The organism is Sandaracinobacteroides hominis (genome assembly GCF_016464365.1).
Taxonomy (GTDB): domain Bacteria; phylum Pseudomonadota; class Alphaproteobacteria; order Sphingomonadales; family Sphingomonadaceae; genus Sandaracinobacteroides; species Sandaracinobacteroides hominis.
On sequence record NZ_JADCUC010000014.1, the window covers coordinates 1 to 22063 of the forward strand.

At 65.6% G+C, this 22063-nt stretch carries 15 protein-coding genes and 2 pseudogenes; 5 read left to right on the plus strand and 12 right to left on the minus strand.

Features of this window, described 5'->3' with window-relative positions:
- Nucleotides 1-131 (plus strand): annotated as a pseudogene (locus IM784_RS16590) (IS481 family transposase); the annotation flags it as partial.
- A 62-nt stretch (nt 132-193) separates the two neighbouring features.
- Here the strand turns inward: IM784_RS16590 and IM784_RS16595 are convergent.
- The 6 genes and pseudogenes from IM784_RS16595 to IM784_RS16620 form a co-directional block, all read right to left on the minus strand.
- On the minus strand, nt 194-2638 hold the full coding sequence (locus IM784_RS16595; protein WP_199556462.1) for a glycoside hydrolase family 95 protein: 2445 nt from the start codon (nt 2636-2638) through the stop codon (nt 194-196).
- 69 nt (nt 2639-2707) lie between these two features.
- Nucleotides 2708-3032, minus strand: a pseudogene (locus IM784_RS16600) (integrase core domain-containing protein); the annotation flags it as partial.
- 243 nt (nt 3033-3275) lie between these two features.
- Entirely contained in the window at nt 3276-4460 is a 1185-nt protein-coding gene (locus IM784_RS16605; protein WP_199556463.1) for a patatin-like phospholipase family protein, read from the minus strand.
- A gap of 1 nt (nt 4461) precedes the next feature.
- Nucleotides 4462-4890 (minus strand): TIGR01244 family sulfur transferase, encoded by a 429-nt coding sequence (locus IM784_RS16610; RefSeq protein ID WP_199556464.1) that lies wholly within the window; start codon nt 4888-4890, stop codon nt 4462-4464.
- Between the two features lie 2 nt (nt 4891-4892).
- The gene (gene thrS, locus IM784_RS16615) at nt 4893-6914 is read right to left on the minus strand and encodes a threonine--tRNA ligase (RefSeq protein WP_199556465.1); all 2022 of its coding nucleotides are present in this window, start codon (nt 6912-6914) and stop codon (nt 4893-4895) included.
- 65 nt (nt 6915-6979) lie between these two features.
- Complete coding sequence (locus IM784_RS16620) at nt 6980-7759, minus strand: DUF2189 domain-containing protein (RefSeq protein ID WP_328799572.1); 780 nt, start codon at nt 7757-7759, stop codon at nt 6980-6982.
- A gap of 142 nt (nt 7760-7901) precedes the next feature.
- On the opposite strand from IM784_RS16620, the gene IM784_RS17510 reads away from it, so the two are divergent.
- Nucleotides 7902-8027: a hypothetical protein gene (locus tag IM784_RS17510; RefSeq protein ID WP_268920889.1), complete on the plus strand. Its 126-nt coding sequence runs from the start codon at nt 7902-7904 to the stop codon at nt 8025-8027.
- Between the two features lie 533 nt (nt 8028-8560).
- Here the strand turns inward: IM784_RS17510 and dnaA are convergent.
- The 3 genes from dnaA to mutM form a co-directional block, all read right to left on the minus strand.
- Nucleotides 8561-9967 (minus strand): chromosomal replication initiator protein DnaA, encoded by a 1407-nt coding sequence (gene dnaA, locus IM784_RS16625; RefSeq protein ID WP_199556466.1) that lies wholly within the window; start codon nt 9965-9967, stop codon nt 8561-8563.
- Nucleotides 9968-10909: 942 nt separating this feature from the next.
- Nucleotides 10910-11173 carry a 30S ribosomal protein S20 gene (gene rpsT, locus IM784_RS16630; protein ID WP_199556467.1) on the minus strand — a complete coding sequence of 88 codons (264 nt, stop codon included), beginning with the start codon at nt 11171-11173 and terminating at the stop codon, nt 10910-10912.
- Nucleotides 11174-11554: 381 nt separating this feature from the next.
- On the minus strand, nt 11555-12367 hold the full coding sequence (gene mutM, locus IM784_RS16635) for a bifunctional DNA-formamidopyrimidine glycosylase/DNA-(apurinic or apyrimidinic site) lyase (protein ID WP_199556468.1): 813 nt from the start codon (nt 12365-12367) through the stop codon (nt 11555-11557).
- A 46-nt stretch (nt 12368-12413) separates the two neighbouring features.
- Between mutM and ubiE the strand changes: the two genes are divergently transcribed.
- The 3 genes from ubiE to IM784_RS16650 all read left to right on the plus strand — a co-directional run bounded on the left by ubiE (nt 12414) and on the right by IM784_RS16650 (nt 16822).
- Nucleotides 12414-13187, plus strand: a complete 774-nt coding sequence (ubiE, locus tag IM784_RS16640; protein ID WP_408015300.1) for a bifunctional demethylmenaquinone methyltransferase/2-methoxy-6-polyprenyl-1,4-benzoquinol methylase UbiE — start codon at nt 12414-12416, stop codon at nt 13185-13187.
- A 41-nt stretch (nt 13188-13228) separates the two neighbouring features.
- Nucleotides 13229-14770, plus strand: a complete 1542-nt coding sequence (locus IM784_RS16645; RefSeq protein WP_199556470.1) for an AarF/UbiB family protein — start codon at nt 13229-13231, stop codon at nt 14768-14770.
- 213 nt (nt 14771-14983) lie between these two features.
- Nucleotides 14984-16822: a S8 family serine peptidase gene (locus tag IM784_RS16650; protein ID WP_199556471.1), complete on the plus strand. Its 1839-nt coding sequence runs from the start codon at nt 14984-14986 to the stop codon at nt 16820-16822.
- A 55-nt stretch (nt 16823-16877) separates the two neighbouring features.
- Here IM784_RS16650 and IM784_RS16655 read toward each other — a convergent pair whose 3' ends face one another.
- The 3 genes from IM784_RS16655 to IM784_RS16665 all read right to left on the minus strand — a co-directional run bounded on the left by IM784_RS16655 (nt 16878) and on the right by IM784_RS16665 (nt 21631).
- Nucleotides 16878-18638, minus strand: coding sequence for an AMP-dependent synthetase/ligase (locus tag IM784_RS16655; protein WP_408015301.1), 1761 nt, complete (start codon nt 18636-18638; stop codon nt 16878-16880).
- Between the two features lie 111 nt (nt 18639-18749).
- Complete coding sequence (gene ggt, locus IM784_RS16660; protein WP_199556473.1) at nt 18750-20576, minus strand: gamma-glutamyltransferase; 1827 nt, start codon at nt 20574-20576, stop codon at nt 18750-18752.
- A gap of 32 nt (nt 20577-20608) precedes the next feature.
- Nucleotides 20609-21631: a quinone-dependent dihydroorotate dehydrogenase gene (locus IM784_RS16665; RefSeq protein WP_199556474.1), complete on the minus strand. Its 1023-nt coding sequence runs from the start codon at nt 21629-21631 to the stop codon at nt 20609-20611.
- Between the last annotated feature and the right edge of the window lie 432 nt (nt 21632-22063).

Here is a 22063-nt window from a genome sequence, read left to right on the forward strand (position 1 = left end):
ACAACTTCGCCAAGCAGCTCAAGGCGCTCAGGTTCAGGACACCATACGAAGCCATCGAGGAACTCTGGAAATCCAAGCCAGATGTGTTTATCGTCCAGCCACACCATCACACTCTGGGACTAAACACTTAGCCTGACAGAGCGTCTACGTCCGCCTGAGGATGAACATAGGGGTGGTCACGAGGTTAGCCAGGTCACCGGCAGCTCCCGCACGCTTGGGCAGTCCAAGTGAGAATGCCCTTGTCGTCAAGACGCTCTTCGAGCCAATTGCCGTTCACAAGCAGTCGGACACTACTCCCCGGTCGCCCCCTGAGCAGGAGCTGAGTCACTTTGGTGCGGCGCCAGGCAAGGTCGACAATCAGATCGCCTCGGGCGCGGAGCCCGCGGAAACTCCCATCAGCCCAGGCCTTGGGTAGCGCCGGCAACAGCCGCAGCTCGCCACCCCAGCTCTGGGCGAGCATCTCCTGAATCGCGGCGGTGCCGCCGAAATTGCCGTCGATCTGGAACGGCGGATGCGCATCGAACAGATTGGGGTACGTGCGCATCGGCCCGAACAGCCCCTTGAGGATGCCATGAGCATGCTCACCCTCGCCCATACGCGCCCAAAGGCACGCCCGCCAGGCAGTTGCCCAACCGGTGGAGAGGTCGCCGCGCTGGCGCAGGGTGGTCTTCGCCGCTTCGATCAGCGCCGGTGTGTCGCGGACATTTGCCTGGCCGCTGGGATAGACCGCATAAAGGTGCGAGACGTGGCGGTGGTGGACGTCGGGCGCGTCGGCGTCCCAATCCTCGAGCCATTCCTGAAACTGGCCCCCGGCGCCGACCCGATCAGGCGCGATGCGCATGCGGGTTGCTTCGAACTGCGTGGCGAGCGGCGCATCGCGGCCGAGTTGGCGAGCTGCCTGGGCGGCGTGACCGAACAGATCCCGGACGATCTGGCGGTCCATCGCCGGCCCGGCGCACACCGCCGATCCGAATGGATGCTGGTTCTCGGGCGAGATCGACGGCGAGGTGATCAGCCCACGCCCCTCAGGATCCTCGATCAGCGTATCGAGGAAGAACAGCGCAGCGTCGCGGAGCAGCGGATAGAGCCGCGCGAGCAAATCAGGATCCTGCCGATATTCCCAATGCATCCAGAGCGTGTTGCACAACCAGGCGCCGCCGCATGGCCACAGTCCGGCGAACGGCCCGTCGATCGGAGCGGTGGCGCACCATAGATCGGTATTGTGGTGCGCCACCCAGCCGCGCGCGCCGTACATGGTCCGCGCTGTCTTCGCGCCGGTGACCGACAGATCCTCGACCATCCGCAGCAGGGGCTCGACGCAGTCGCCGAGCCCCGCCGCATCGGCCGGCCAGTAATTCATCTCGGTATTGATGTTGATGGTGTACTTGCTGCCCCAAGGTGGATTGGTGCCTTCGTTCCACAATCCCTGAAGATTGGCCGGTTGGCCGCCAGGCCGCGACGAGGCGATCAGCAGATAGCGGGCGAACTGGAAGTAGAGCGCAGCGAGCGCCGGATCGTCGGCTGTCTCCGCCGCGGCGATACGCTCGTTGGTCGGCAGCGCTGCCGCTGGCGAACTGCCCAGATCGAGCGTCACGCGATCGAACAGTCTTCGATGATCGGCGACATGGTCACGGCGCAGTGCCGCGTAGGATTTGGTCGTGGCTGCACGGCTGGTCGCGCGGACCTTGGCGAGCGGATCGCCGCCGACGTCGGAATAGTTCACGAAACTGGTCGCAGCGGTGATCAGCAACGTGATGCCCTTCGCGTCCTGTACCTTGATGCCATCCGCCGAGGCCGCAATCTTGCCGTCGCCGATCGCGACGATGCGCAGCGCGAAGCGCAAGCCAGCCGGCACGCCGGGGCCGGGCTCGTTGCGGCCAGTGATCAAAATCGCTCCTGCGCCATCAGGCACGATCCGCACCTCGGGATGCTGGGCTACTGGTTCCTCGTGGTCGAGCCAGTCGACCGGCACTTCGGCGAGGTTGGCAGTGGCGGGGCCGCTATAGTCGGGTGAGGCATATTGCGCCTTGCGCGGGCCGCGATAGCTGAGCGCGAAGGCGAGATCTGCCGCATCGGCGTCGAGCCGCAGAGCGATCACCTGATCGACCGCCGAGGCGAAGCATTCGCGCCGGAACCTGTGCTTCCCGACCTGGAAGACGGTGCTGGCGATGGCATCGCCGATATCGAGCTGTCGACGATACGCGCGCGGCGCGGCGGCGTCGGCGAAGGTCAGCAGCAGGTCGCCGAGCGTGCCGTACGACATCTGTGATAGCGGCCTGGCCATCATTCGCGCACCGGCGAGATTGTCGGCTTCCTTGTACTTGCCCGCGGCGATCAGCGCGCGGACCTGGGGCAGCGCAGCCTTCGCGTCGGGATTGTCGGGGTTATAGGGTGCACCGGCCCACAGCGTGCTTTCATTAAGCTGGAGACGCTCCTGCCCGACCCGGCCGAACACCATCGCGCCGAGCCGACCATTGCCGACCGCGAGCGCCTCGTTCCAGTTTCCCGCAGGTCGACGATACCACAGCGCGCAATCGCAACCCGGCCTTGCTTCCGCAGATTCAGCGGTCGCCATCAGCGGAAGCCCCACGGTACCAGCCAGGATTCCGCGTCGGGAAATGCTCCCATTGTCGTCCATCTCATGCTCCAGGCGCAGCTGATGAAGCCGCAAATACGAGAATGTCAGCCGCCGAAAATATTCCTGCTCCTAGGTATTTAGTTCCATCATGGGTTTGACGATAAAGACGGCAGGCTTTGATTTCCAGAGTTCCTCGACCGCCTCGTAGGGGGTTCTGCGCCTTGAGTTGCTTGGCGAAGTTGCAGGCGATCAGCCAATCGCCGACGTGGCGACGCAGTTCGATGATCGAGGTGTAGTGGAAGGATTTGACGGTCGCTTCCTTGATGGTTCGGACCATGCGTTCAGCCTGGCCGTTGGTCCAGGGATGGGAGGGTTTGGTCAGCCGATGCTCGATGCCGTTTTCCCGGCAGACCCGTTCGAAGATATGGATGAGGAAGCCGCGGTTCTTGCCGCGCGCGGCGCAGCCACGGCATAGGTCTGTCCTACACGACCCAATCCATGCCACCACACCCAAATGCAGGCGCACTGCCAACCCGCATTTTCCGCTGTCCTACATCTCCGTCAAAAGCTACGCGCGCACCCGCGCCCATATGCACGAGTCAGCGTGAAGTTTGGGAAGTTTCGCCCCAAAAACCGGGGTGCAGGGGACAGATTCCCCTGCCGGGTGCAGGGCAGAGCCCTGCCCTCCGGAGGCAAATCAGCGCGATACCTTCGCCTTCAACACCGGCTCTTCCGCCCCGACATCGATGCAGTGCACCCCGTTCACCTCGGGCCGAAGCCGCCAGTCCCGCACGGCCAGCGCTTTCGCCGCATCCCGCCGCCCCGCCGCCCGGTGCGCTTCCATCGTCGGCCGGCTGAACTCATATCCGCGCGCCTTCCCGCCATAGGCCTTGTCGCGATAGATGATCTGCGCGATTTCGATATGCTGCTCGCAGGCAAAGGCGCGCAGCGTGCGCAGGTCTTCCTCGGACAATCCCGACAGGTCCGGATGGCAGCTTTCCAGCACGCGGCGCACCACCAGCCGCGCCGGCGACAGGCTCATTTCCATATTGGTGTTCAGCCGCGTGCGGCTGGAATAGCGGATGTCCTGCGCCCGCGTCTCCGCGTCCAGCAAAGTCTCCGGAAACGGCCCTTCGGCCGGAAACAGGTCCACCTGGAAGATGTTCTTGTCGAACTCCGTCCCTTCATCCAGCACATGCTGCAGCGGCGCGTTGGAGGCGATGCCGCCATCCCAGAACCAGTCCTCGCCGATCTGCACCGGCGGAAATCCCGGCGGCAGCGCTCCGGAGGCCAGGATATGGTCGGCCGAAATCCGGCAATGGTCCGGCCCGCCCTTGCTGTCGAAGAAGTGCATCCGCCCCGTGGTCACCGAAACCGCCCCCACCGACAGCCGCATCGGCCCGTCGTTCAGCCAGTCCCAGTCCACCAGCTCGTCCAGCGTCTGGCGCAGCGGCTCGGTATCATAGAAACTCAGCGCCCCCACCGACCCCTTTGGCTGCAGCTTCGCCGGCGGGAATCGCGGCCGGAAAAACCCCGGCACCCCGGTCGCGGCAATCCACATCGCCGCCCCTTCGGACCACATCTCGCTGAACGGCCCGTGCGGAATCTCGAACCCTGGCACCAGCCCGGAGGAAATCCGTTCCCAGAATTCCGTCAGCACGCCGATCCGCTCGCCTGGCCGGTTGCCGGCGATCAGCGCCGCGTTGATGGCGCCGATGGAGATACCGCAAACCCAGTCGGGTGCGATCCCCAGCCCCGCCAGCTCCTCGGAAACGCCCAGATGATAGGCCCCCAGCGCGCCGCCGCCCTGCAGCACCAGCACGTTCAGATGCGGCGGTCTGCCATCGCGTTTTTCCGGCTGCTTCCTCGCCCCCGCCGCCATATCAACCCCCGCGCAATTGCTCCATCGCCGGCACCAGCCCGCGCACATCATATCCGGCCGTCGCTGCCGCCTCGACAATCTCGTCCGGCGCCACACCCCGCGCCGCACTCGCCAGCGCCCACAGCATCGTCGATCGCGTTCCCGACCGGCAATAGGCAAGGATCGGCCGATCGGAGACCATCGCCGCCGCCAGCGCAGAAACCTGCTCCACCGACAAGCCGGACTGGTCCACCGGGATCGCCAGATAGCCCAGCCCCGCCTCCAGCGCTGCCGTCTCGATGTCGCAGCCGGGCGTCTGCCCCTCCTGCTCGCCATCGGGCCGGTTGTTGACGATGAACCCAAAGCCCAGCGAAGCGGCCTCCGCCACGTCCTCCACGGTAATCTGCGGCGAAACCGCAAACTGGTCCGAAAGCCGATGATAACGCGACATGATCAGCTCCTCAGGTCAGGTGGCAGCGCTTCCAGCCGCAGTTCATCCACAACGGCGTCAAACGCCGCAACCTGCTGCCGGTCGGAGCCCAGCCGCCGCACGGCCACCGTCCCCTCGTCCGCCTCGCGCCGCCCCACCACCAGCAGCACCGGCACCTTGGCCAGGCTATGCTCGCGCACCTTATAGTTGATCTTCTCGTTCCGCAGGTCCGCCTCGGCGCGGATGCCGGCGGCGCGCAGCTTCTCCACCAGCCCCTCGGCATAGGCATCCGCATCGGAAACAATGGTCGCCACAACCACCTGCACCGGCGCCAGCCACAGCGGGAAGCGCCCGGCATGATGCTCGATCAGGATGCCGATAAAGCGCTCGAACGTGCCCAGAATGGCCCGGTGCAGCATCACCGGCCGGTGCCGCTCGCCATCCTCGCCCACATAGCTGGCGTCCAGCCGTTCGGGCAGCACCCGGTCAGACTGGATCGTCCCCACCTGCCAGGTGCGGCCGATGGCATCGGTCAGGTGAAACTCCAGCTTCGGCGCATAGAAGGCGCCCTCGCCCGGCAGCTCCTCGAACCCGGCCTTGATGCTCTCGGGCAGGTTGGAGGCCATCACCGCGCGGCGCAGCTCTTCCTCAGACGTGTCCCACATCTCTTCAGAGCCGAAGCGCTTCTCCGGCCGCAGCGCCAGCTTCACGGCATAATCGTCAAAGCCGAGGTCGTGATAAACGCTGTGCAGCAGGTCGATGAAGTCGGCGACTTCGCCGATCAGCTGGTCCTCCCGCACAAAGATATGCGCATCGTCCTGCGTGAACTGCCGCACCCGCATGATGCCGTGCAGCGCCCCATGCGGTTCATTGCGATGGCAGCAGCCGAACTCGGCCATCCGCATCGGCAGGTCGCGATAGGATTTGATGCCCTGCCGGAAGATCAGCACATGCGCCGGGCAGTTCATCGGCTTCAGCGCCATCCACTCGGCATCGTCCGAAATGATCGCGCCTTCATCCTCGACATTGGGCACTTCGTCGGGAATCACGAACATATTCTCGCGATACTTGCCCCAGTGGCCCGATTGCTCCCACTGGCGCGCGTCCATCACCTGCGGGGTCTTCACCTCCACATAGCCGGCAGCATCCAGCCGGCGCCGCATATAGGCCTCCAGGCTGCGCCAGATCATATAGCCCTTGGGGTGCCAGAAGACGCTGCCATGCGCTTCGGACTGCAGGTGGAACAGGTCCATTTCCTGCCCCAGCTTGCGGTGGTCGCGCTTGGCGGCCTCCTCCAGCATCAGCAGATGTGCATCCAGCTGCTTCTTGGTCAGCCAGCCAGTGCCATAGATGCGCGACAGCTGCGGATTCTTCTGGTCGCCCCGCCAATAGGCGCCGGAAACCCGCGTCAGCTTGAACGCCGCCGGATCCAGCTTGCCCGTAGAGGGCAGATGCGGGCCACGGCACATGTCCATCCAGGCGCCCTTTTCGCCGGGCTTGCCCGACCAATAGACCGAAAGCTCCTCGCCCTCGGGCAGCTCTACCGCCCATTCGGCCTTGAAGCTCTCGCCATCCGCCTTCCACTTGTCGATCAGCGCGTCCCGGCTCCACACTTCGCGGATCAGCGGCTTGTCGGCGGCGATGATCTTCCGCATCTCCGCCTCGATCAGCGGCAGTTCCTCGTCGGTGAACGGCCCGCGCCCGGCCGGAGGCGCCAGATCATAATAGAATCCATCGTCCGTCGCCGGCCCGAAGGTGATCTGCGTGCCCGGAAACAGCGCCTGCACGGCCTCCGCCAGCACATGCGCGAAATCGTGCCGCACCAGCTCCAGCGCCTCTGGCTCGTCCTTCGCCGTTACGATCGCAAGGCTGGCATCCTGCGTGATCGGCCGTTCCAGATCGAGCAGCTCGCCGTCCACCCGCGCTGCCAGCGCCGCCTTTGCCAGCCCCGGCCCGATGCTGCGCGCCACGTCGCCCGCGGTAGTCCCGGCGGCGACTTCGCGCACCGAGCCATCGGGAAGCGTCAAGCGGACAAGTTCAGACACAGGGGTAGCCTTCAGTTGATGTGAAGGCGCTCCCTAGCCGCTGCCCTGCCTCAAGGGCAAGAAATCTACCGGACCACCGCCCGCGTATAGAGATGCCAGGTCGCATAACCCAGCACCGGCAAGGCCACCAGCAACCCGACGAACAGCGGAATGCTGGCAACGACCAGTATAGCCGCCACGATCAGGCCCCAGGCCAGCATCGTGCCGGTATTCTTCGCAAACACGCCCAGCGAAACGCCCAATGCACTCAGGGCATCAATGCCCTTGTCCACCGCCAGCGGAAAGCTGATCGCACTCATCGCCAACGCCGCCAGCGCAAAACCCGCGCCGATCAGATTGCCCCACATCACCATCTGCAAACCTTCGGGCGTGGTCAGCAGCCGACCGATGAATTCGGCTGGCGGCAACGGCCCGTGCCGGGCCAGGGTGGCGCCATAGATCTGCCCGGCGATCCATATCCAGACCAGGAACAGCCCGGTCATCATCAGCGAAAGCCCCAGCAGGGGCCAGCGCGAACGCCCGCGCATCGGGTCCAGGAAATGGCTCCATCCCGAATCGAGACCCGATTCCCGCCGCCGCGCCAGCTCATAGAATCCCGCAGCCGCCACCGGCCCCACCAGCGCAAAGCCCGCCGCCGCCGGAAACAGGAAGGGAAACAGATCGGCGTTATAGGCAAGGAAGGCCGCCAGCACGCCCACCAGCACATAGACCAGCGGCAGCATCAGCAGATCCCCGCGTCGGGCACGGAAATCCGCCCAGCCCTCGCGCAGAGCCCATTTCAGATCGTCCATCGTGATGCGCCGGATCTCCGTCCCGGCCTTCGGCGCAGACATCGCAATTGCCACGGCAGTCCTCCTCCCGCGCGACCCGCCGACACTGTAACGCATTTCAGCCGCCGAAGAAATCGCCGCGCTCACCGGAGCTGGGACGTCCCACTCCAATCCTGCAGGATGCGCGCGTCAGCTACGAAAGCAGAGGTTCGAACCGATGGCCGAAACCGACGCCTCCCGCCTGCCAGACCAGCGCATCTCGGCCCGCGCCCAATCGCGCCCGGCCTATCTTCGCGCCTTCGAAGCGCAGCTGCAGCTGTTCCGCAACGCTTCGGGAGGCTGATCTTGCCTCCGGCGGCCGGGCGCTGCCAGGACCCGGCAGGGGAATCTATCCCCTGCACCCCATCAATTATGTCGTCCCGAAATGACTCACCTCGTCCCAGCAAAAGCCGGGACCTCAGGCGGCGGCTGCCACCCTCCTTCGCGCGCCCAACCCGGCACCCTGCGAAGATCAGAACTGCCTGCGGCGCCATTCCGCTTAACCGGCGGCCCTACACGCCCCGAAACAGCCAGGATGTGAACCCAGCTGTTTCCACCGTCGAGCCCACCAGAATCCAACGCGTAAATTCATCCCTCCACAGCGCAAACCACCGCCATTGCCGTGAAAATCGCTGCAGCTTAGCTGCGCAAATCTCCAGCACGCATTGTCTACCGCCCCACCAACCCAGCGCCGCAGGCAATCAAGCCCAACAGCAAGAATCGACCGTAGAGATTCAAATCCAAGATAGAGGGTGCAGGGAAATCATTTCCCTGCTGGGTGCAGGGCAAAGCCCTGCCGGGTCCGGGCAGAGCCCGGCCGCCGGAGGCAGATCCCGCTCAGGAGTCCAGAGCCCGCCGCAGCTGGCTGATGTCGCGATCCAGTTCATGGTCGGTCGCGCGCAGTTCCTCGATCCGTTTCACGGCGTGCATCACGGTGGTGTGGTCGCGGCCTCCGAAGCGCCTGCCGATTTCCGGCAGCGAGCGGGGGGTCAGCATCTTGGCGAGGTACATGGCGACTTGCCGGGGGCGGGCAACTTCGCGGGCGCGGCGCGGCGAGATCAGGTCGTTGATCTTCAGCGCATAGTGGTCGGCGACGCGGCGCTGGATTTCGTCGATGGTGAGTTTGCGCGAGTGGGCGCGCAGCACGTCTGCGAGGACTTCGCGGGTGAAGTCCAGGTCGAGCTTGCGGCCAACGAGGTTGCCATAGGCGATGACGCGGTTGAGCGCGCCTTCCAGTTCGCGGACGTTCGCGGCGATCTTGCGGGCAAGGAACTGCACCACATCGTCGGGTACGTTCGCCTGCGGCATGGCGGCGAGCTTGGTCTTCAGGATGTTGTAGCGCAGCTCGTAGTCGGCCGGGTTGATGTCGGCGACGAGGCCCCAGGCAAGGCGCGAGAGGATTCGCGATTCGATGCCTTCGAGGTTCTGCGGACTGCGGTCGGCCGAGATCACCAGCCGGCGGCCGGCGTTGATGATCTCGTTCATGGTGTGGAAGAATTCTTCCTGGGTGGAATCCTTGCCGGCGATAAACTGCACATCGTCGACCATCAGCAGGTCGGCGGAGCGCAGGCGCTGCTTGAAGCTGAAGGTGTCGCGGGCGCGGAGCGCGGCGAGAAATTCCACCATGAACTTCTCGGCAGAGAGATAGACGACCTTGGCCTTGGGGTTTTCCGCCAGCACGGCCGAGCCGATCGCGTGCATCAGGTGGGTCTTGCCGAGGCCGGTGGGGCCGTGGAGAAACAGAGGGTTGAAGCCGGCAGCGGCGCCCGAAGTAGCAGCGGAGGCGAGTGCCTGTGCGGCATTGAAGGCGAGTTCGTTGGATTTGCCGACGACGAAGCTGTCGAAGCTATAGCGTGGCTCGAAGCCGGCAGGCTCCACGGCAGCCAGGGCATCGCCCGCATTGGCTCCAATATTGCCCGATACCGGCTGCGCGATGGGTTCCGGGCCATGATCGGCGGACACCAGCACGGTGCCGACGTCGATCGAGACACTGCGGATGTCGGGCAGGTGTGTGGAGAAGGCCTGGCGCAGATGGTTGGAGAAATGGTTCTTCACCCAATCGGCCATGAAGCGCGACGGCACCACGAGCCGCACTTCGCCGCCGGAGATGCCGGCGAGCTGCAGCGGCTTCAGCCAGCTGTCAAAGGTCTTGTCGCCGACGGTGGAAAGCAGGTGCGCGCGCACCAATCCCCATGCCCGCAGGGCGTTCGAATCCAGATCTCCGCGGAGCGGATTCGCTTCCATGTCCGGTTCCAGCGTCCGCGCTGCGGGCTCGTCCGGCCAGCGTGAGGCCTTGGGGCGCGCTGCGGCAGCGGCGGGCAAATGGGAAGAAGGGCTCTGCATCGAAAAAACTTGTCCTGCCGGCGGTCTGCAATTCCGGAGCGCGCTGGCGCTCCGCGGGTTCTTCGAAGCGGGTCAGGCCCCCTTCGTTTCCCGCATCTTCTTGTCCAGCAGTGCGTCGATGCAGACGGGGAATCCGGCCGGGAGCGCAGATCGATTCTGCACTCGCAAGCCAAGCGGGGCCGGCCGAACGCGAGTCGCGCCAGGCGCAATCGCGGGAAGCGAGCTTGCCCTCTGCCGGATGGCCATTTTTGGCACGGATTCGGCACGGATGGCTTGCGATAGCCCCATTTTCAGTCAGCCCTCCCTTTTACATGGCCCGAATCCCCTTCAGGACGCGGGCCAAAAAGCACCCCTCTCGCGAAACGGGTTCCGCAAGCGAAAATCTGCGGCAGGGTCCGGCGATACCGGCGCCTGCACACGCACTGTCTGGTCTGCCGGCGCTGTTCCCCTGAGATACTCGGCCTTTCATTTTCCGATCATTTCAGACCGAAAGTGATTCGCCCGATTCGCTCCTCAGGTTGGCGTTGCACCAGCCTCGGAACCGACAAAAGCAGCACCGGCGGGCCCGCACAAGGGCGCAAAATTCACGGAACTGCAAATAATTCGATTGACAGCCCAAACGGCGGATTTCTATTGAATTTTCTGCAAGTCATTAAAAATAAACAATAATAAAATGACGCTAATGTTGCAGATTTGCGAATCGGCCATTCAGCTCCGGGGGCAACGGATTCGCCCAAGTCTCTGGCGCCCAAACGCAAAGAGGGCGGCGCTAGCGCCGCCCTATTCATGACAGAGCCGTTTCAGACCCGTGACAGATAACCGGACCGAACGGCCCGATATGGATCAACCCAGCGCGACGACGCGCTTGTTCAGGCGGGAGATCTTCCGCGAAGCAGTGTTCTTGTGGATGACGCCCTTGGCGACTCCGCGCAGCAGTTCCGGCTGGGCCACTTGCAGGGCAGCCGCGGCTGCCGCCTTGTCGCCGGCGGCGATGGCCGATTCGACCTTCTTCACCTGGGTGCGGATCCGCGAAAGCCGTGCCTTGTTGACGGCCGCGCGCCGTTCGTTGCGGCGGATGCGCTTTTCGGCCTGCGGAGTATTCGCCATGTCGTCCTGTCACTTTCGAAGAATCAAAGGATATGCCCGGCAAGGCACAAGACCAGCCGGAAAGGCGGCGCTCATAGCCTTGAGGGGATGGCGCGTCAAGTTCAGCTGCGCAGCCCTCCGGTCGGAATGACCAGCATGGCATAGCGAATGGAAAGCCACACGACGCGGCGATTGTAGCGGCGCCGGGCAGGCGAGAAACGCATGGTGGGGGCTCCTTCGATGTGAAGGAAGGTTCACATGTCAGGTTTACGTTACGTCACGTGGCTTTTCTTTTGGCGATTGCATCCTTTGCAAACCAGCGACCTGTTCCCGCTCCTGGTTCCCGCCCCGGGCGTGATTTCAAGGCCGACAGGATTGCAGGGACCAGGATCGCCTTTCGTTTCACCGCTGACATTTCGGGCAATCGAAGGTGGAACGGCCGGCCTGCACCCGCCGCCTGACCGGCCCGCCGCAGCTGGGGCACTCTTCGCCCTCGCGGCCATAGACGCGGAAACTGTGCTGGAAATACCCCAATTCTCCAGATACTTGCGCATGGTCCCGCAGGGTGGAGCCGCCGGCCTCGATGGCGCGTGCGAGCACTTCCTTTACCGCTTGTGCCAAGGTCTCCAGCCGAGCGGTGGCGATCTGCCCGGCCTTGCGGGCCGGATCGATGCCAGCGGCGAACAGGGCCTCGGACGCATAGATGTTCCCGATTCCGGCCACGACCTGCTGGTCCAGCAGCAAAGCCTTGATCGAGGTGTTGCGACCTTCGGCGCGGGCAGCCAGGCTCTTGCCCGAGAAGGCGTCGGACAGAGGCTCCGGCCCGAGCCTTGCCAGCAGCGGGTGTTGCCCGGCCTCGGCCGTGGCGGCGAGGTGCATGGAGCCAAAGCGGCGGTGGTCGTTGTAGGCGAGGCGGGATGTAGCGGTTTCGATCAGCACATGGTCGTGGGCGCCGGGTTCGCCCTCCAGCGGATGGAACTTGCCCGACATGCCCAGGTGAAAGATCAGCGTGTCGCCGCGATCGGTTTCGAGGAGACCATATTTGGCGCGGCGGTGGAGGGCGGTGACGGTGGCGCCCGACAGCCGCTGCGAGAGATCGACCGGAAGCGGCCAGCGCAGGTCTGCGCGGCGGGTGGTCACCCGCTCCAGCCGCTGTCCCAGCAGCACGGGGGTAAGGCCGCGGACGACGGTTTCGACTTCGGGCAGTTCGGGCATGGCGTTGAAGTGGCACCTGCTCGCGGTTCGCGCTAGAGGCTGTTGCGTGACCAAATCATCCCCCCCCACCAAACCTCTCGTGTCTCCCAAGGTGGAGCCGTTAGTCTCACTTGGATTCAAGGACGTCGCCCCCGCCGAAAAGACGCTGGCCGTGCGCGACATCTTCCAGCGCGTTGCCCCCCGCTATGACCTGATGAACGACCTGATGTCGGGCGGGATGCACCGGCTGTGGAAGGATGATTTCGTCCGCGCGCTGAAGCCGCAGCCGCAGGAGAAGATCCTCGATCTCGCGGGGGGCACCGGCGACATTGCCTTTCGCATCGCCAGGCGCGGCACCGATGTGACGGTGGCCGACATCAATCCCGGGATGCTGGAAGTGGGCCGCGAGCGGGCGGCAAAGCGCGGGCTGAAGCTCGATTTCGTCGAAGCGAACGCCGAGGCGATGCCTTTTGCCGATCAGAGCTTCGATGCCGTCACCATCGCCTTTGGCATCCGCAACGTGACCGACATTCCAAAGGCGTTGAAAGATGTTCACCGCACGCTGAAGTGGGGCGGACGCTTCTTCTGTCTGGAGTTCTCCAGCAGCGAATGGCCAGGCTTCGCCAGGCTCTATGACCTCTATTCCATGAAGGTGGTGCCGCGGATCGGGGCCGCTGTCGCCGACGATGCCGACGCCTATCAGTATCTGGTCGAATCGATCCGCCGCTTCCCCGACATGCCTGGATTCGCCACGATGATCGAGCAGGCCGGTTTCCGGCAGGTGCGCTATCGCCCCATTCTGGGCGGCGCTGTCGCCATCCATAGTGGCTGGAAATACTGAATGGCGAAGGCCATTCAGGGCGGCTGGAAACACTGACCCCGGTGCGGGGCTGGGCACATGGCTGGAGGCTGCTGGGCGACGCCCGCAAGCTGGCGAAGCATGGCGCGCTGCGGCCCTTCGAGACGAATGCGGACATTCCGGGCTTTGCCCGCCTTGGAGCACGGCTGCTGCGGTTTGGTTCGGGCGCGCCGGATACGCCTGATTTTGCCGGCGGGCTGAAGGCTTGCGGGCCTGCTGCCGTGAAGCTGGGGCAGGCCCTGGCGACGCGGCCCGACCTGGTGGGGATGGAGGCCGCGGCTGACCTCCGGCGCTTGCAGGACGATCTGCCGCCGGCGCCCTGGGCCGCGATCGAGGCCGAACTGAACAGCGCGTTGCCCGGGGGCTGGCGGGCGCACCTCTCTGACATCTCGGAAACGCCGGCCGGGGCCGCCTCCATCGCGCAGGTGCATCGCGCCACCACGAAGGATGGCCGCCGCATCGCGCTGAAAGTGCTGCGGCCAGGGGTCGAGCAGGATTTCCACCAGGCGCTGGCCAGCTATGGCTGGGCGGCCGAGCGCGTGGAGCGGATGGGCGGCGAGTTCGCCCGGCTGAAGCCGCGCATCGTCATCGAGACATTTCGCCAATGGACGCTCGCCGAGCTGGACCTACGGCGCGAGGGCGGCAACGCGTCTGAACTGGCCGACGCCGTGCGTGGCGAGCCGGGGATCAGGATCCCCGCCGTCTATTGGGATCTGACGACGCGGCGCACGCTGGCGCTGGAGTGGATCGACGGCGTCAAGCTGACCGATCTTGCTGCGGTCGAAGCTTCCGGCGCCGATCGCAGGCAGCTTGCAGCTACACTGGTTCGGGGCTTTCTGGCGCAGGCGATCGGCGGCGGCTTTTTCCACGCCGACCTGCATCAGGGTAATATCCTGCTCGCGCCCACCAAAGACTCATCCGGCAGCCAGCTGGTGCTGATCGATTTCGGCATCATGGGGCGACTGGACCGGCGGGCGCGCATCTATCTGGCCGAAATCCTGTATGGCCTGATCGTCGGCAACTACGCCCGCGTGGCCGAAATCCATTTCGAGGCGGGTTATGTGCCGGCGCATCATGATGCGGGCGCCTTTGCCACGGCGTTGAGGGCGGTCGGGGAGCCGATCCGCGGACGGGCGACCAGCGACATTTCGGTCGCCAATCTGCTGGACGGTCTGTTTGCGATCACCCGCAGCTTTGACATGCCGGTGCAGCCGCACCTGCTGCTGCTGCAGAAAACGATGGTGATGGTAGAGGGCGTGGCGCTGAACCTGGACCCCCAGGTGAACATGTGGGACGTCGCCAGCCCCTATGTGAAAGGCTGGCTGCGCGACGAGCTGGGGCCGGAGGCGAAGCTGGCTGACGGACTGGTGGCGAACCTGCGGCTGCTGGCGAAGCTGCCGGAGCTGGCGCAACGCTTTGTGCGCAACCTGCCCGCGGAAAGCGCGGCGCCGCCGCTGGTGCCGTTGCCGGAACTGGCGCCGGCTAGGCCCGGCCGCTGGCCATGGATGCTGCTGGGCGCGGTGCTGGGCGCCACATTGGCCACGGGCATCCTGCTGCTGATTTAAGGGCATTGTTCCACTTGTGCTGAATCGAACGTCTGCAGGAACAGGCTCAGCATCCAGCCTTCTGCCGCCCTGGGCGATCCGCAGCGGCACGGCAGCCGGCCATGTTCGCGGGCCGGGGCGTGCCTGCGTGAAACCGGCCGGGCGGGCTGAAGAATGGGATTGCGTCCAAACAGAGGGCGGGCACAATGGGCGCGAGCAACGGCATGGAGACCTATGAAAATACTGCTGATCGCCGCACTGCTGATGACATCCGCAGCCGCGCAGGCCGAAGGGGTGCTGCGATCCGAGGCGGACTTGCCGCCCACGCGCTATGCGCTGGGCGGCAAGGCCAGCGAGACCTTTCTGGGCGACTCCTTCCTGACCAGGACTGTGCCGGCGATGCGGGCAGAAGCCGAACAGCTGCTGCGGGATCGGGAGATAGCCGATCCGGCACTGGCGCGGAGGCTGCGGCAAGGGTTGGCGGCCATCGCCATCCTGCAGCAGCGGCCGGCCGACGCGCAGGCGCTGATCGCGGCGCAAAGGGCGGCCGAGTCGAAACCGCAGCTGCAGCAGGTGGGCGCGATGCTGCTGGAGGCCGCGGCTGCCCGACAGCTGGGCGGCTGCGCCATGGCTGCGAGCGGGCTGCGGGCGCGGCTGCAAGGCGGTGTAGCCGAGGTAATCCGCGACGAGGTGGTACGCCGCTATAGCGACGTGCAGACGGCAAGCCCGGCCTATTATGCCGGCGCGGCGGCGCTGGTGATGGATGGGGAGGCGGAAAAGCAGGGTGCCGTGCGGCTGTCGGACGGGCTGCTGCTCGCCGTGTGGCGGGCGGGAGTGGAGGGTGTGCCGCCCTGCCGGGCCGAGCTTTCGGCGGTGTTGGGCGACTGGATTCGCGCGCCCGCCAATCGCGTGGACGATATCTGGGCCGCGCGCGAGCCGGCGGCGGCGCAATTCGCCAGGGCGGCGCCGGTTGCAGTCGCCATATGGGAGTCGGGCTTCGACCCCTCGATCTTCCCCGGCCAGCGCGCCATGGACCCGGCCGAGCCGCTGGATGGCAAGGATAACGACGGCAACGGCGTCGTGGACGACAGCTTCGGCCCCACCTTTGATTATCACCTGCGCCCGACCAGCGCCGAGCTGCCGCCGCCATCGGCCTTTCTTGCGGCGCGGCTGGGCTTGCAGATGGCGATCGAAAAGGGCCAACTGGACCTGAACTATGGCGACGACACCGCCGACGCCCGCTTCTTCGCGCAGCGCGCGCGCGAGGCGAGCGCCGCCGACCAGGCCGAGGATGTGCGCGGATCGATGGAGTTCCTCGCCCGCAGTCATGGCAGCTGGGTGGCGAGCCTTGTGGCCGACGGCGCGCCCTATGTGCGGCTCTATGCCGTGAACGCCATGGGCTGGGGCAGCGACCCCGATCCCATCCCCGTGGTAGAGGAAGACGTCGCGCGTTGGGCGGCGCTGATGCCGGCGATTGGGCAGCGGCTGCGCGGCGCGCATGTGCGCATCGTGAACATGAGCTGGAAACTGAACGTGGAGGATGTACGCATCCGCCTGCTGGAAAGCGGCGCCGAGACGGACCCGGCGCGGGCGCTGAAGCGGGCGACGGCGATGGTGGAGACGATGCGCGCGCCGCTTCTGCAGATCATCCGCGACTGCCCCGACATTCTGTTCGTGGCTGCGGCCGGCAACAGCGACCAGCCGGACGACATTCAGGCGAGCATCCCCCAGACCTTCGATGCGCCCAACCTGCTGGTGGTGGGCGGCACCGGCTCGAGCGGGCGCGCCACCAGCTTCACCAGCTATGGCCGGCACGTGCGGCTTTATGCCCGCGCGGAGGGCGTGACCGTGCGCGCACCAGGGGGGATGGTGATGAAGGCCTCGGGCACATCGTTCGCCTCTCCTCTGGTGGCGCGGGCGGCAGCTCAGATGCTGGCGGCCAACCCGGCGCTGAAGCCGGCGGCGCTGGTGCAGGGGCTGCTGCAGACGGCGACGCCGGGCGAAGGCGGACTGCAGCTGTTGCACGCGGGCGACGCCGTACGCTGGAGCCAGCAGACAGCACGCCCAAAGTAACCGGACCTATCCTTCGCCCCTGTCGTGCGCTTTCATCGGCGCGGGAAAGCCGCTGCTACTTGTAGAGCGCCTCCAGCCGCGCCCCATAGACGCCCTTCAGCACATGTCGGCGGATCTTCAGGCTGGGGGTCATCTGCTCGTTCTCGACCGTGAAGGGGGCGTCCGCGAGAATCACGCGGCGCACCTTTTCGATGACGGAGAGGTTGGCGTTCACCCGGTCAACCGCGACTTGCAGCGAGCGGAGGAATTCGCTGTTGGTCTTCAGGCTGCTCACCTCGACTCCATGTTTGGCGGCCCATTCGAGCATATGCTCGTTGTCAGGGACTACCACGCCGACGAGGTAGGGGCGCTTGTCTCCGAAGACCATTGCCTGGCCGATTTCCGGTTGCAGGGTCAGCATGCCTTCGACGCGCTGGGGGGCTACATTGTCGCCCTTGTCGTTGACGATGATGTCCTTCTTGCGGTCGGTGATGACGATGTGGCCGTCTTCGTCGATCAGGCCGATGTCCCCGGTTTTCAGCCAGCCGTCGGCCGAGAGAACCCGATCGGTCTCGGCCTTGTTGTTCCAATAGCCCTTCATCACCAGTTCGCCGGCGACTTCGATCTCGCCATCCTCGGCGATGCGGACATCGGTGTCGCGAAGCGGCGGGCCGACGGTGTGCATCTTGATCTTGGCGGCGGGGCGGTTGCAGCTCATGACGGGGCCGGATTCGGTCTGTCCATAACCTTGCAGCAGGGTGACGCCGACGGCGTCGAAGAAGAACCCGACCTCGGGATTGAGCGGAGCGCCGCCGGAGACGAGCGCCTTCAGCCGGCCGCCCATGCGGGCGCGGATCTTCTTGCGCAGCGTGCGCTCGACAAGGAAATCGATCGGCTTGTCGAAGAGGGAGAGCCCACCTTTATGGTAGCGCTTCTGGCCGAGGCGCTCGGCTGCCTCCAGCATGCGCGGGGCAAGGCCGCCCTGCTTTTCGATCGCCTTCACCATGCGCATCCTCAGCACCTCGAACAGGCGCGGCACGACGACCATGATGGTGGGCGAGACGGCCTCGATATTGGCGGCGAGCTTTTCCAGACTTTCGGCGTAGTAGATCTGCCCGCCGAGTCCGATGGGGAGATACTGGCCGGCGGTATGCTCGTAGGCGTGGCTGGGCGGCAGGAAGGAAAGGAACACTTCGCCGGCTGGCTCGGGCGGGAAGTCGTTCTGGATGATGTCGATGCAGCCGGCCACATTGTGCAGGATGGCGCCATGGTGCTGCATGACGCCGCGCGGGGTGCCGCCGGTGCCGGAGGTATAGATGAGGCAGGCGGTGTCGGTGCGGCGCATCTTCTGCCGGGCAGACACTTTGGAGACGTCGCCCGGATGCTTCGCCAGCAGCGTTTCCATGTCGTGGATGCTGATGTGCTCGCCGGTCTGCTCGATCTTCAGCGGCTCCATGCCGATCAGGAAGCGCGCCGAGCCGGCCTGATAGGCAGCTTCCAGCAGCGGCCGCGCGAGCTTTGGCGTGGAGACGATGGCGCCAACGGCGCCGGAATTTTCGAGGATGTGGAGGTGATCGCGGGCGGTGTTGGTGGTATAGGTGGGGACAGTGATGGCGCCCGCCGCCATGATGCCGAGATCGAAGAGGGCGAATTCGGGGCGGTTTTCCGAAACGAGAACGACCCGGTCGCCGGGCTTCACGCCGATGGCCGACAGCGCTGTTGCGATGCTGGCGACGATCTCGGCGGATCTTGCCCAGCTGGTCGGCACCCACTGGCCCTTGTCGCTGCGCCACAGGAACGGCGCGTCACCAAGGCGGGCGGCCTGCGCGAAGAACATCTCGACGAGATTGCGCCAATGTTCGACGCCGGTGAGCGACCGCGCGCGCTCTGCGTCGCGCAGGCGTTCGGCAAGTTCGATGTCGGCCTGGCTCATCTTTTCCCCCGTACGCTACTTGTCGGTCGAGAGCGCGAGGCCCTCGCTTCTGGGATCGGCAGCGCCCCGCCAGCCGCTTCCCGTACGCGCAACTCCATTGGCCTTCAGCGGCAGGGCTGAAGCGGCGCGAACATCGGTGTGACCCAGCGCCTTCAGACCTGCCTCCATGCCGGCGATCCGGCTGCCTTCTTCATAGCGGATACCGCGCCGGTCGGCGATGATCTGCGGCGCTGCAATCGCATTCTCCACGGACATCCCCCAATCGAGATGGGCGATCAGCGCCTTTGCGACCTGCGCGATGATAGTGGCGCCGCCCGCCGCGCCGAAGGCTGCGATGGGCTTGCCGCTCCTGTCATAGACAATGGTGGGCGTCATCGAGCTGCGCGGACGCTTGCCCGGCTCGATGGCGTTCAGCGCATTTGAGCCGTCCGGACGGATGGGGGCGAAATCGAAGTCGGTCAGCTGGTTGTTGAGCAGGAAACCCGCGGCGACGAGGCCGGAGCCGAACGGCCCCTCGATGGTGGACGTGAGAGTGGCGACGTTGCCCGATCTGTCTGCTGCGGCCATGTGGCTGGTGGAGGGAACGTCGGCCAGCTTCTGCCTGGACAGCGTTGCCATGGTTTTGGGGGCGGTGAAGGCAGGCGTGCCGGCTTTCACGTCCGACATCGCCTTGTCGATGCGGATGAGGGCGCTGCGCCTGGCGATATAGTCCGGCGCGAGCAGGCCCTTCACCGGCACGTCGGCGAAATCGCCGTCGGCGCCAAACGCTTCGCGATCGGCGAAGGCGAGGCGCTGGCTTTCGGCGAAGAGGTGCTGGGACAGCAGGTTGTCCGGGCCTAGCCCCTTCAGGTCGAAGCGTTCGAGCTGTTTCAGGATCTGCAGCACGGCGATGCCGCCGGACGACGGCGGGCCCATCGTGCACAGCGTCCACTGCCGATAGGGCAGGCAGAGCGGGTCGCGGTCGGTTGCGGTGTAGGCAGCCAGATCCTGCGCCGTGAGCGCTGCCGGGTTGTGGAAGGCGTTGGCGACAGCCTTGGTGACCTCGGCGCCGATCGGACCCTTGTAGAAGGCGTCCGGGCCTTTCGCGGCGATCGTTTCCAGCGTGGTCGCCAGTTCCGGCATCTTCAGGATGTGGCCGACGGGCCAGGGTTCGCCCCTGGCATCCAGATAGATGCGGGCGGCCGCCGGACTGGCGGCAAGCATTTCGCCGCGGCTGGCGGTGAAGCGGTTGAGGCGCGGCGAAACGGGGAAGCCGTTCTTCGCGGCGCGGATGGCGGGTTGGAACAGCTGTGCCCAGGGCAGCGTGCCCCAGCGCTTGTGGGCGTCGGCTATCAGGGCAAGCGCTCCGGGGACGCCGACGGAATAGCCGCCGGGAACGGCGGAGACAAAGCCCATCGGCGTGCCGTCCGGCTTCAGGAAGCGGGTGGATCTGGCAGCGGCGGGGGCGCGTTCGCGGCCGTCTATGGTGAAGGTCTTGCCCGATTTCGCGTCGTACCAGACGAGGAAGCCGCCCCCGCCGATGCCGCTCGATTGCGGCTCGACGACGGTGAGTGTGATCATCATCGCCAGTGCGGCGTCGGCGGCGTTGCCGCCTGCCTCCAGCATCTCGCGGCCGGCGGCGGTGGCGATGGGGTCGGCGGAGGTGGCGACCTGTGCACCGCTGGCGGCGGTGGAGGCGGGCGTTCGCCGTAGCGTGGCGCCGTCCGGTTCATAGAAACTGGTGGTGGGTGTAGTATCGGGCGCGACTGCCGTTGGCGCCGATTGGCTTTGCGCGGAAGGGGGCTGCGCGGCAGCAGGAAGGGCGATTGCGAGAAGGAGCGCCGGGACGGCCGATTTCAACATTCCGACAGTCCTAGGTTGGCTGGGCCAACGGCTCAATCGCTTTCTGTGCCGACCGCCTCAGCAACCGAGCGGAAGCCGTCGCGGCGGAGCAGGGTGGAGAGGCCCTTGGCGATGCGAGTGGGGAGCCCGGGGCCTTCGTAGAGCATGGCCGTGTAGAGCTGGACCGCCGAGGCGCCGGCGCGGATGCGGGCATAGGCATCCTCTGCAGAGGAAATGCCGCCGGCGCCGATCAGCGGCAGCCGGCCTTCGATCCGGCGGGAGAACTGGCGCAGGATGGCGGTGGCGGGATCGCGCAGCGGCGCGCCGGAAAGGCCGCCCGTTTCGGAAGCGTGGACGGAGCGCAGCGTGGCCGGACGGGCGAGCGTGGTGTTGGAGATGATGAGGCCCGCCAGCTTGCTGGCGAGCGCGGCGTCGCAGATGGCGCCCACCTGCGTGTCGTCGAGATCCGGGGCGACCTTCAGGAAGAGCGGCGTATCGTGGGCGCCGCGCGCCTCGGCTGCGGCCGCCAGAAGTTCGGGCAGCGCATCGCCCTGCAGGCCGCGCAGACCCGGCGTATTGGGAGAGGAGATGTTGAGCGTGATCCACGCCGCATGCGGGGCGACTGTGCGGACGCCCAGCGCATAATCGGCAATACGGTCGGCGGAATCCTTGTTGGCACCGACATTGATGCCCAGCCGCTTGTTGGGGGCCAGCCTGGGGAGCGCCGCCTGCAGTCCGCCATTGTTGAAGCCGAGGCGGTTGATGACGGCGGCGTCTTCGGCGAGGCGGAAGATGCGCGGCTTCGGGTTGCCCTGTTGCGGCAGCGGCGTGAGGGTGCCGACTTCCACAAAGCCGAAGCCGAAGCCCAGCATCTGCCGCCAGACTTCTGCATTCTTGTCAAAACCGGCAGCAAGGCCCACCGGGCTGGGGAAGGCGAGGCCCGCGAAGCGCGTTTCCAGCAGCGGATCGAGTGCCGGGTGTTTGCGTGCCGGCAGCGCTTCGAGGGCGCGGATCGTGAGCCCGTGCGCGGTTTCGGGATCGAGACGGAAGAGGAGGGGCCGGAGCAGTTTGAACATGCAGCCGGCCCTTTGCAGTGACGCCGTTCGGGCGCAAGCCTCGATGCGTGCACGGGCAATCAACCAAAGTGCTGGCACCCCGCACGACAAGGCTTTTGTCGAATCCGTACAAGACCGACGCAAAGCCCCGGCCTATCCGATGCTTGCGACCCAAAGGATGGCTCGTTTCGCGTAGCAGGGGGTAAGCTTTCGAGGATTCCCGCGAGGGTTTCCAAGGGTGTTTACCTGGATTCCTGTTTCTCGGACCCCATCCTCACTTTTACACCCTGGGGCCTTTTTTGGCCCTGGGGTGTCTTTTGCGTGTGCGAAAGGGTCTTGACGCGCGCAAGTCACGAAGCGCATGGTTGGAGCAATCGCGGGGGCAGGGGCGTTGTGTCCTTATGCGTTGCCCTGCCTTCATTTAAACAGGCTGTTTCAGACGGCGTCGTGTCC

Excerpts from the sequence above, each read along its gene's own strand:
- IM784_RS16595 (WP_199556462.1), bottom strand. The coding sequence starts at position 2,638 with ATGGACGACAATGGGAGCATTTCCCGACGCGGAATCCTGGCTGGTACC.
- IM784_RS16605 (WP_199556463.1), bottom strand. The coding sequence starts at position 4,460 with ATGGCGGCGGGGGCGAGGAAGCAGCCGGAAAAACGCGATGGCAGACCG.
- IM784_RS16610 (WP_199556464.1), bottom strand. The coding sequence starts at position 4,890 with ATGTCGCGTTATCATCGGCTTTCGGACCAGTTTGCGGTTTCGCCGCAG.
- IM784_RS17510 (WP_268920889.1), top strand. The coding sequence starts at position 7,902 with ATGGCCGAAACCGACGCCTCCCGCCTGCCAGACCAGCGCATCTCGGCC.
- dnaA (WP_199556466.1), bottom strand. The coding sequence starts at position 9,967 with ATGGAAGCGAATCCGCTCCGCGGAGATCTGGATTCGAACGCCCTGCGG.
- rpsT (WP_199556467.1), bottom strand. The coding sequence starts at position 11,173 with ATGGCGAATACTCCGCAGGCCGAAAAGCGCATCCGCCGCAACGAACGG.
- mutM (WP_199556468.1), bottom strand. The coding sequence starts at position 12,367 with ATGCCCGAACTGCCCGAAGTCGAAACCGTCGTCCGCGGCCTTACCCCC.
- IM784_RS16650 (WP_199556471.1), top strand. The coding sequence starts at position 14,984 with ATGAAAATACTGCTGATCGCCGCACTGCTGATGACATCCGCAGCCGCG.
- IM784_RS16655 (WP_408015301.1), bottom strand. The coding sequence starts at position 18,638 with ATGTTCTTCGCGCAGGCCGCCCGCCTTGGTGACGCGCCGTTCCTGTGG.
- ggt (WP_199556473.1), bottom strand. The coding sequence starts at position 20,576 with ATGTTGAAATCGGCCGTCCCGGCGCTCCTTCTCGCAATCGCCCTTCCT.
- IM784_RS16665 (WP_199556474.1), bottom strand. The coding sequence starts at position 21,631 with ATGTTCAAACTGCTCCGGCCCCTCCTCTTCCGTCTCGATCCCGAAACC.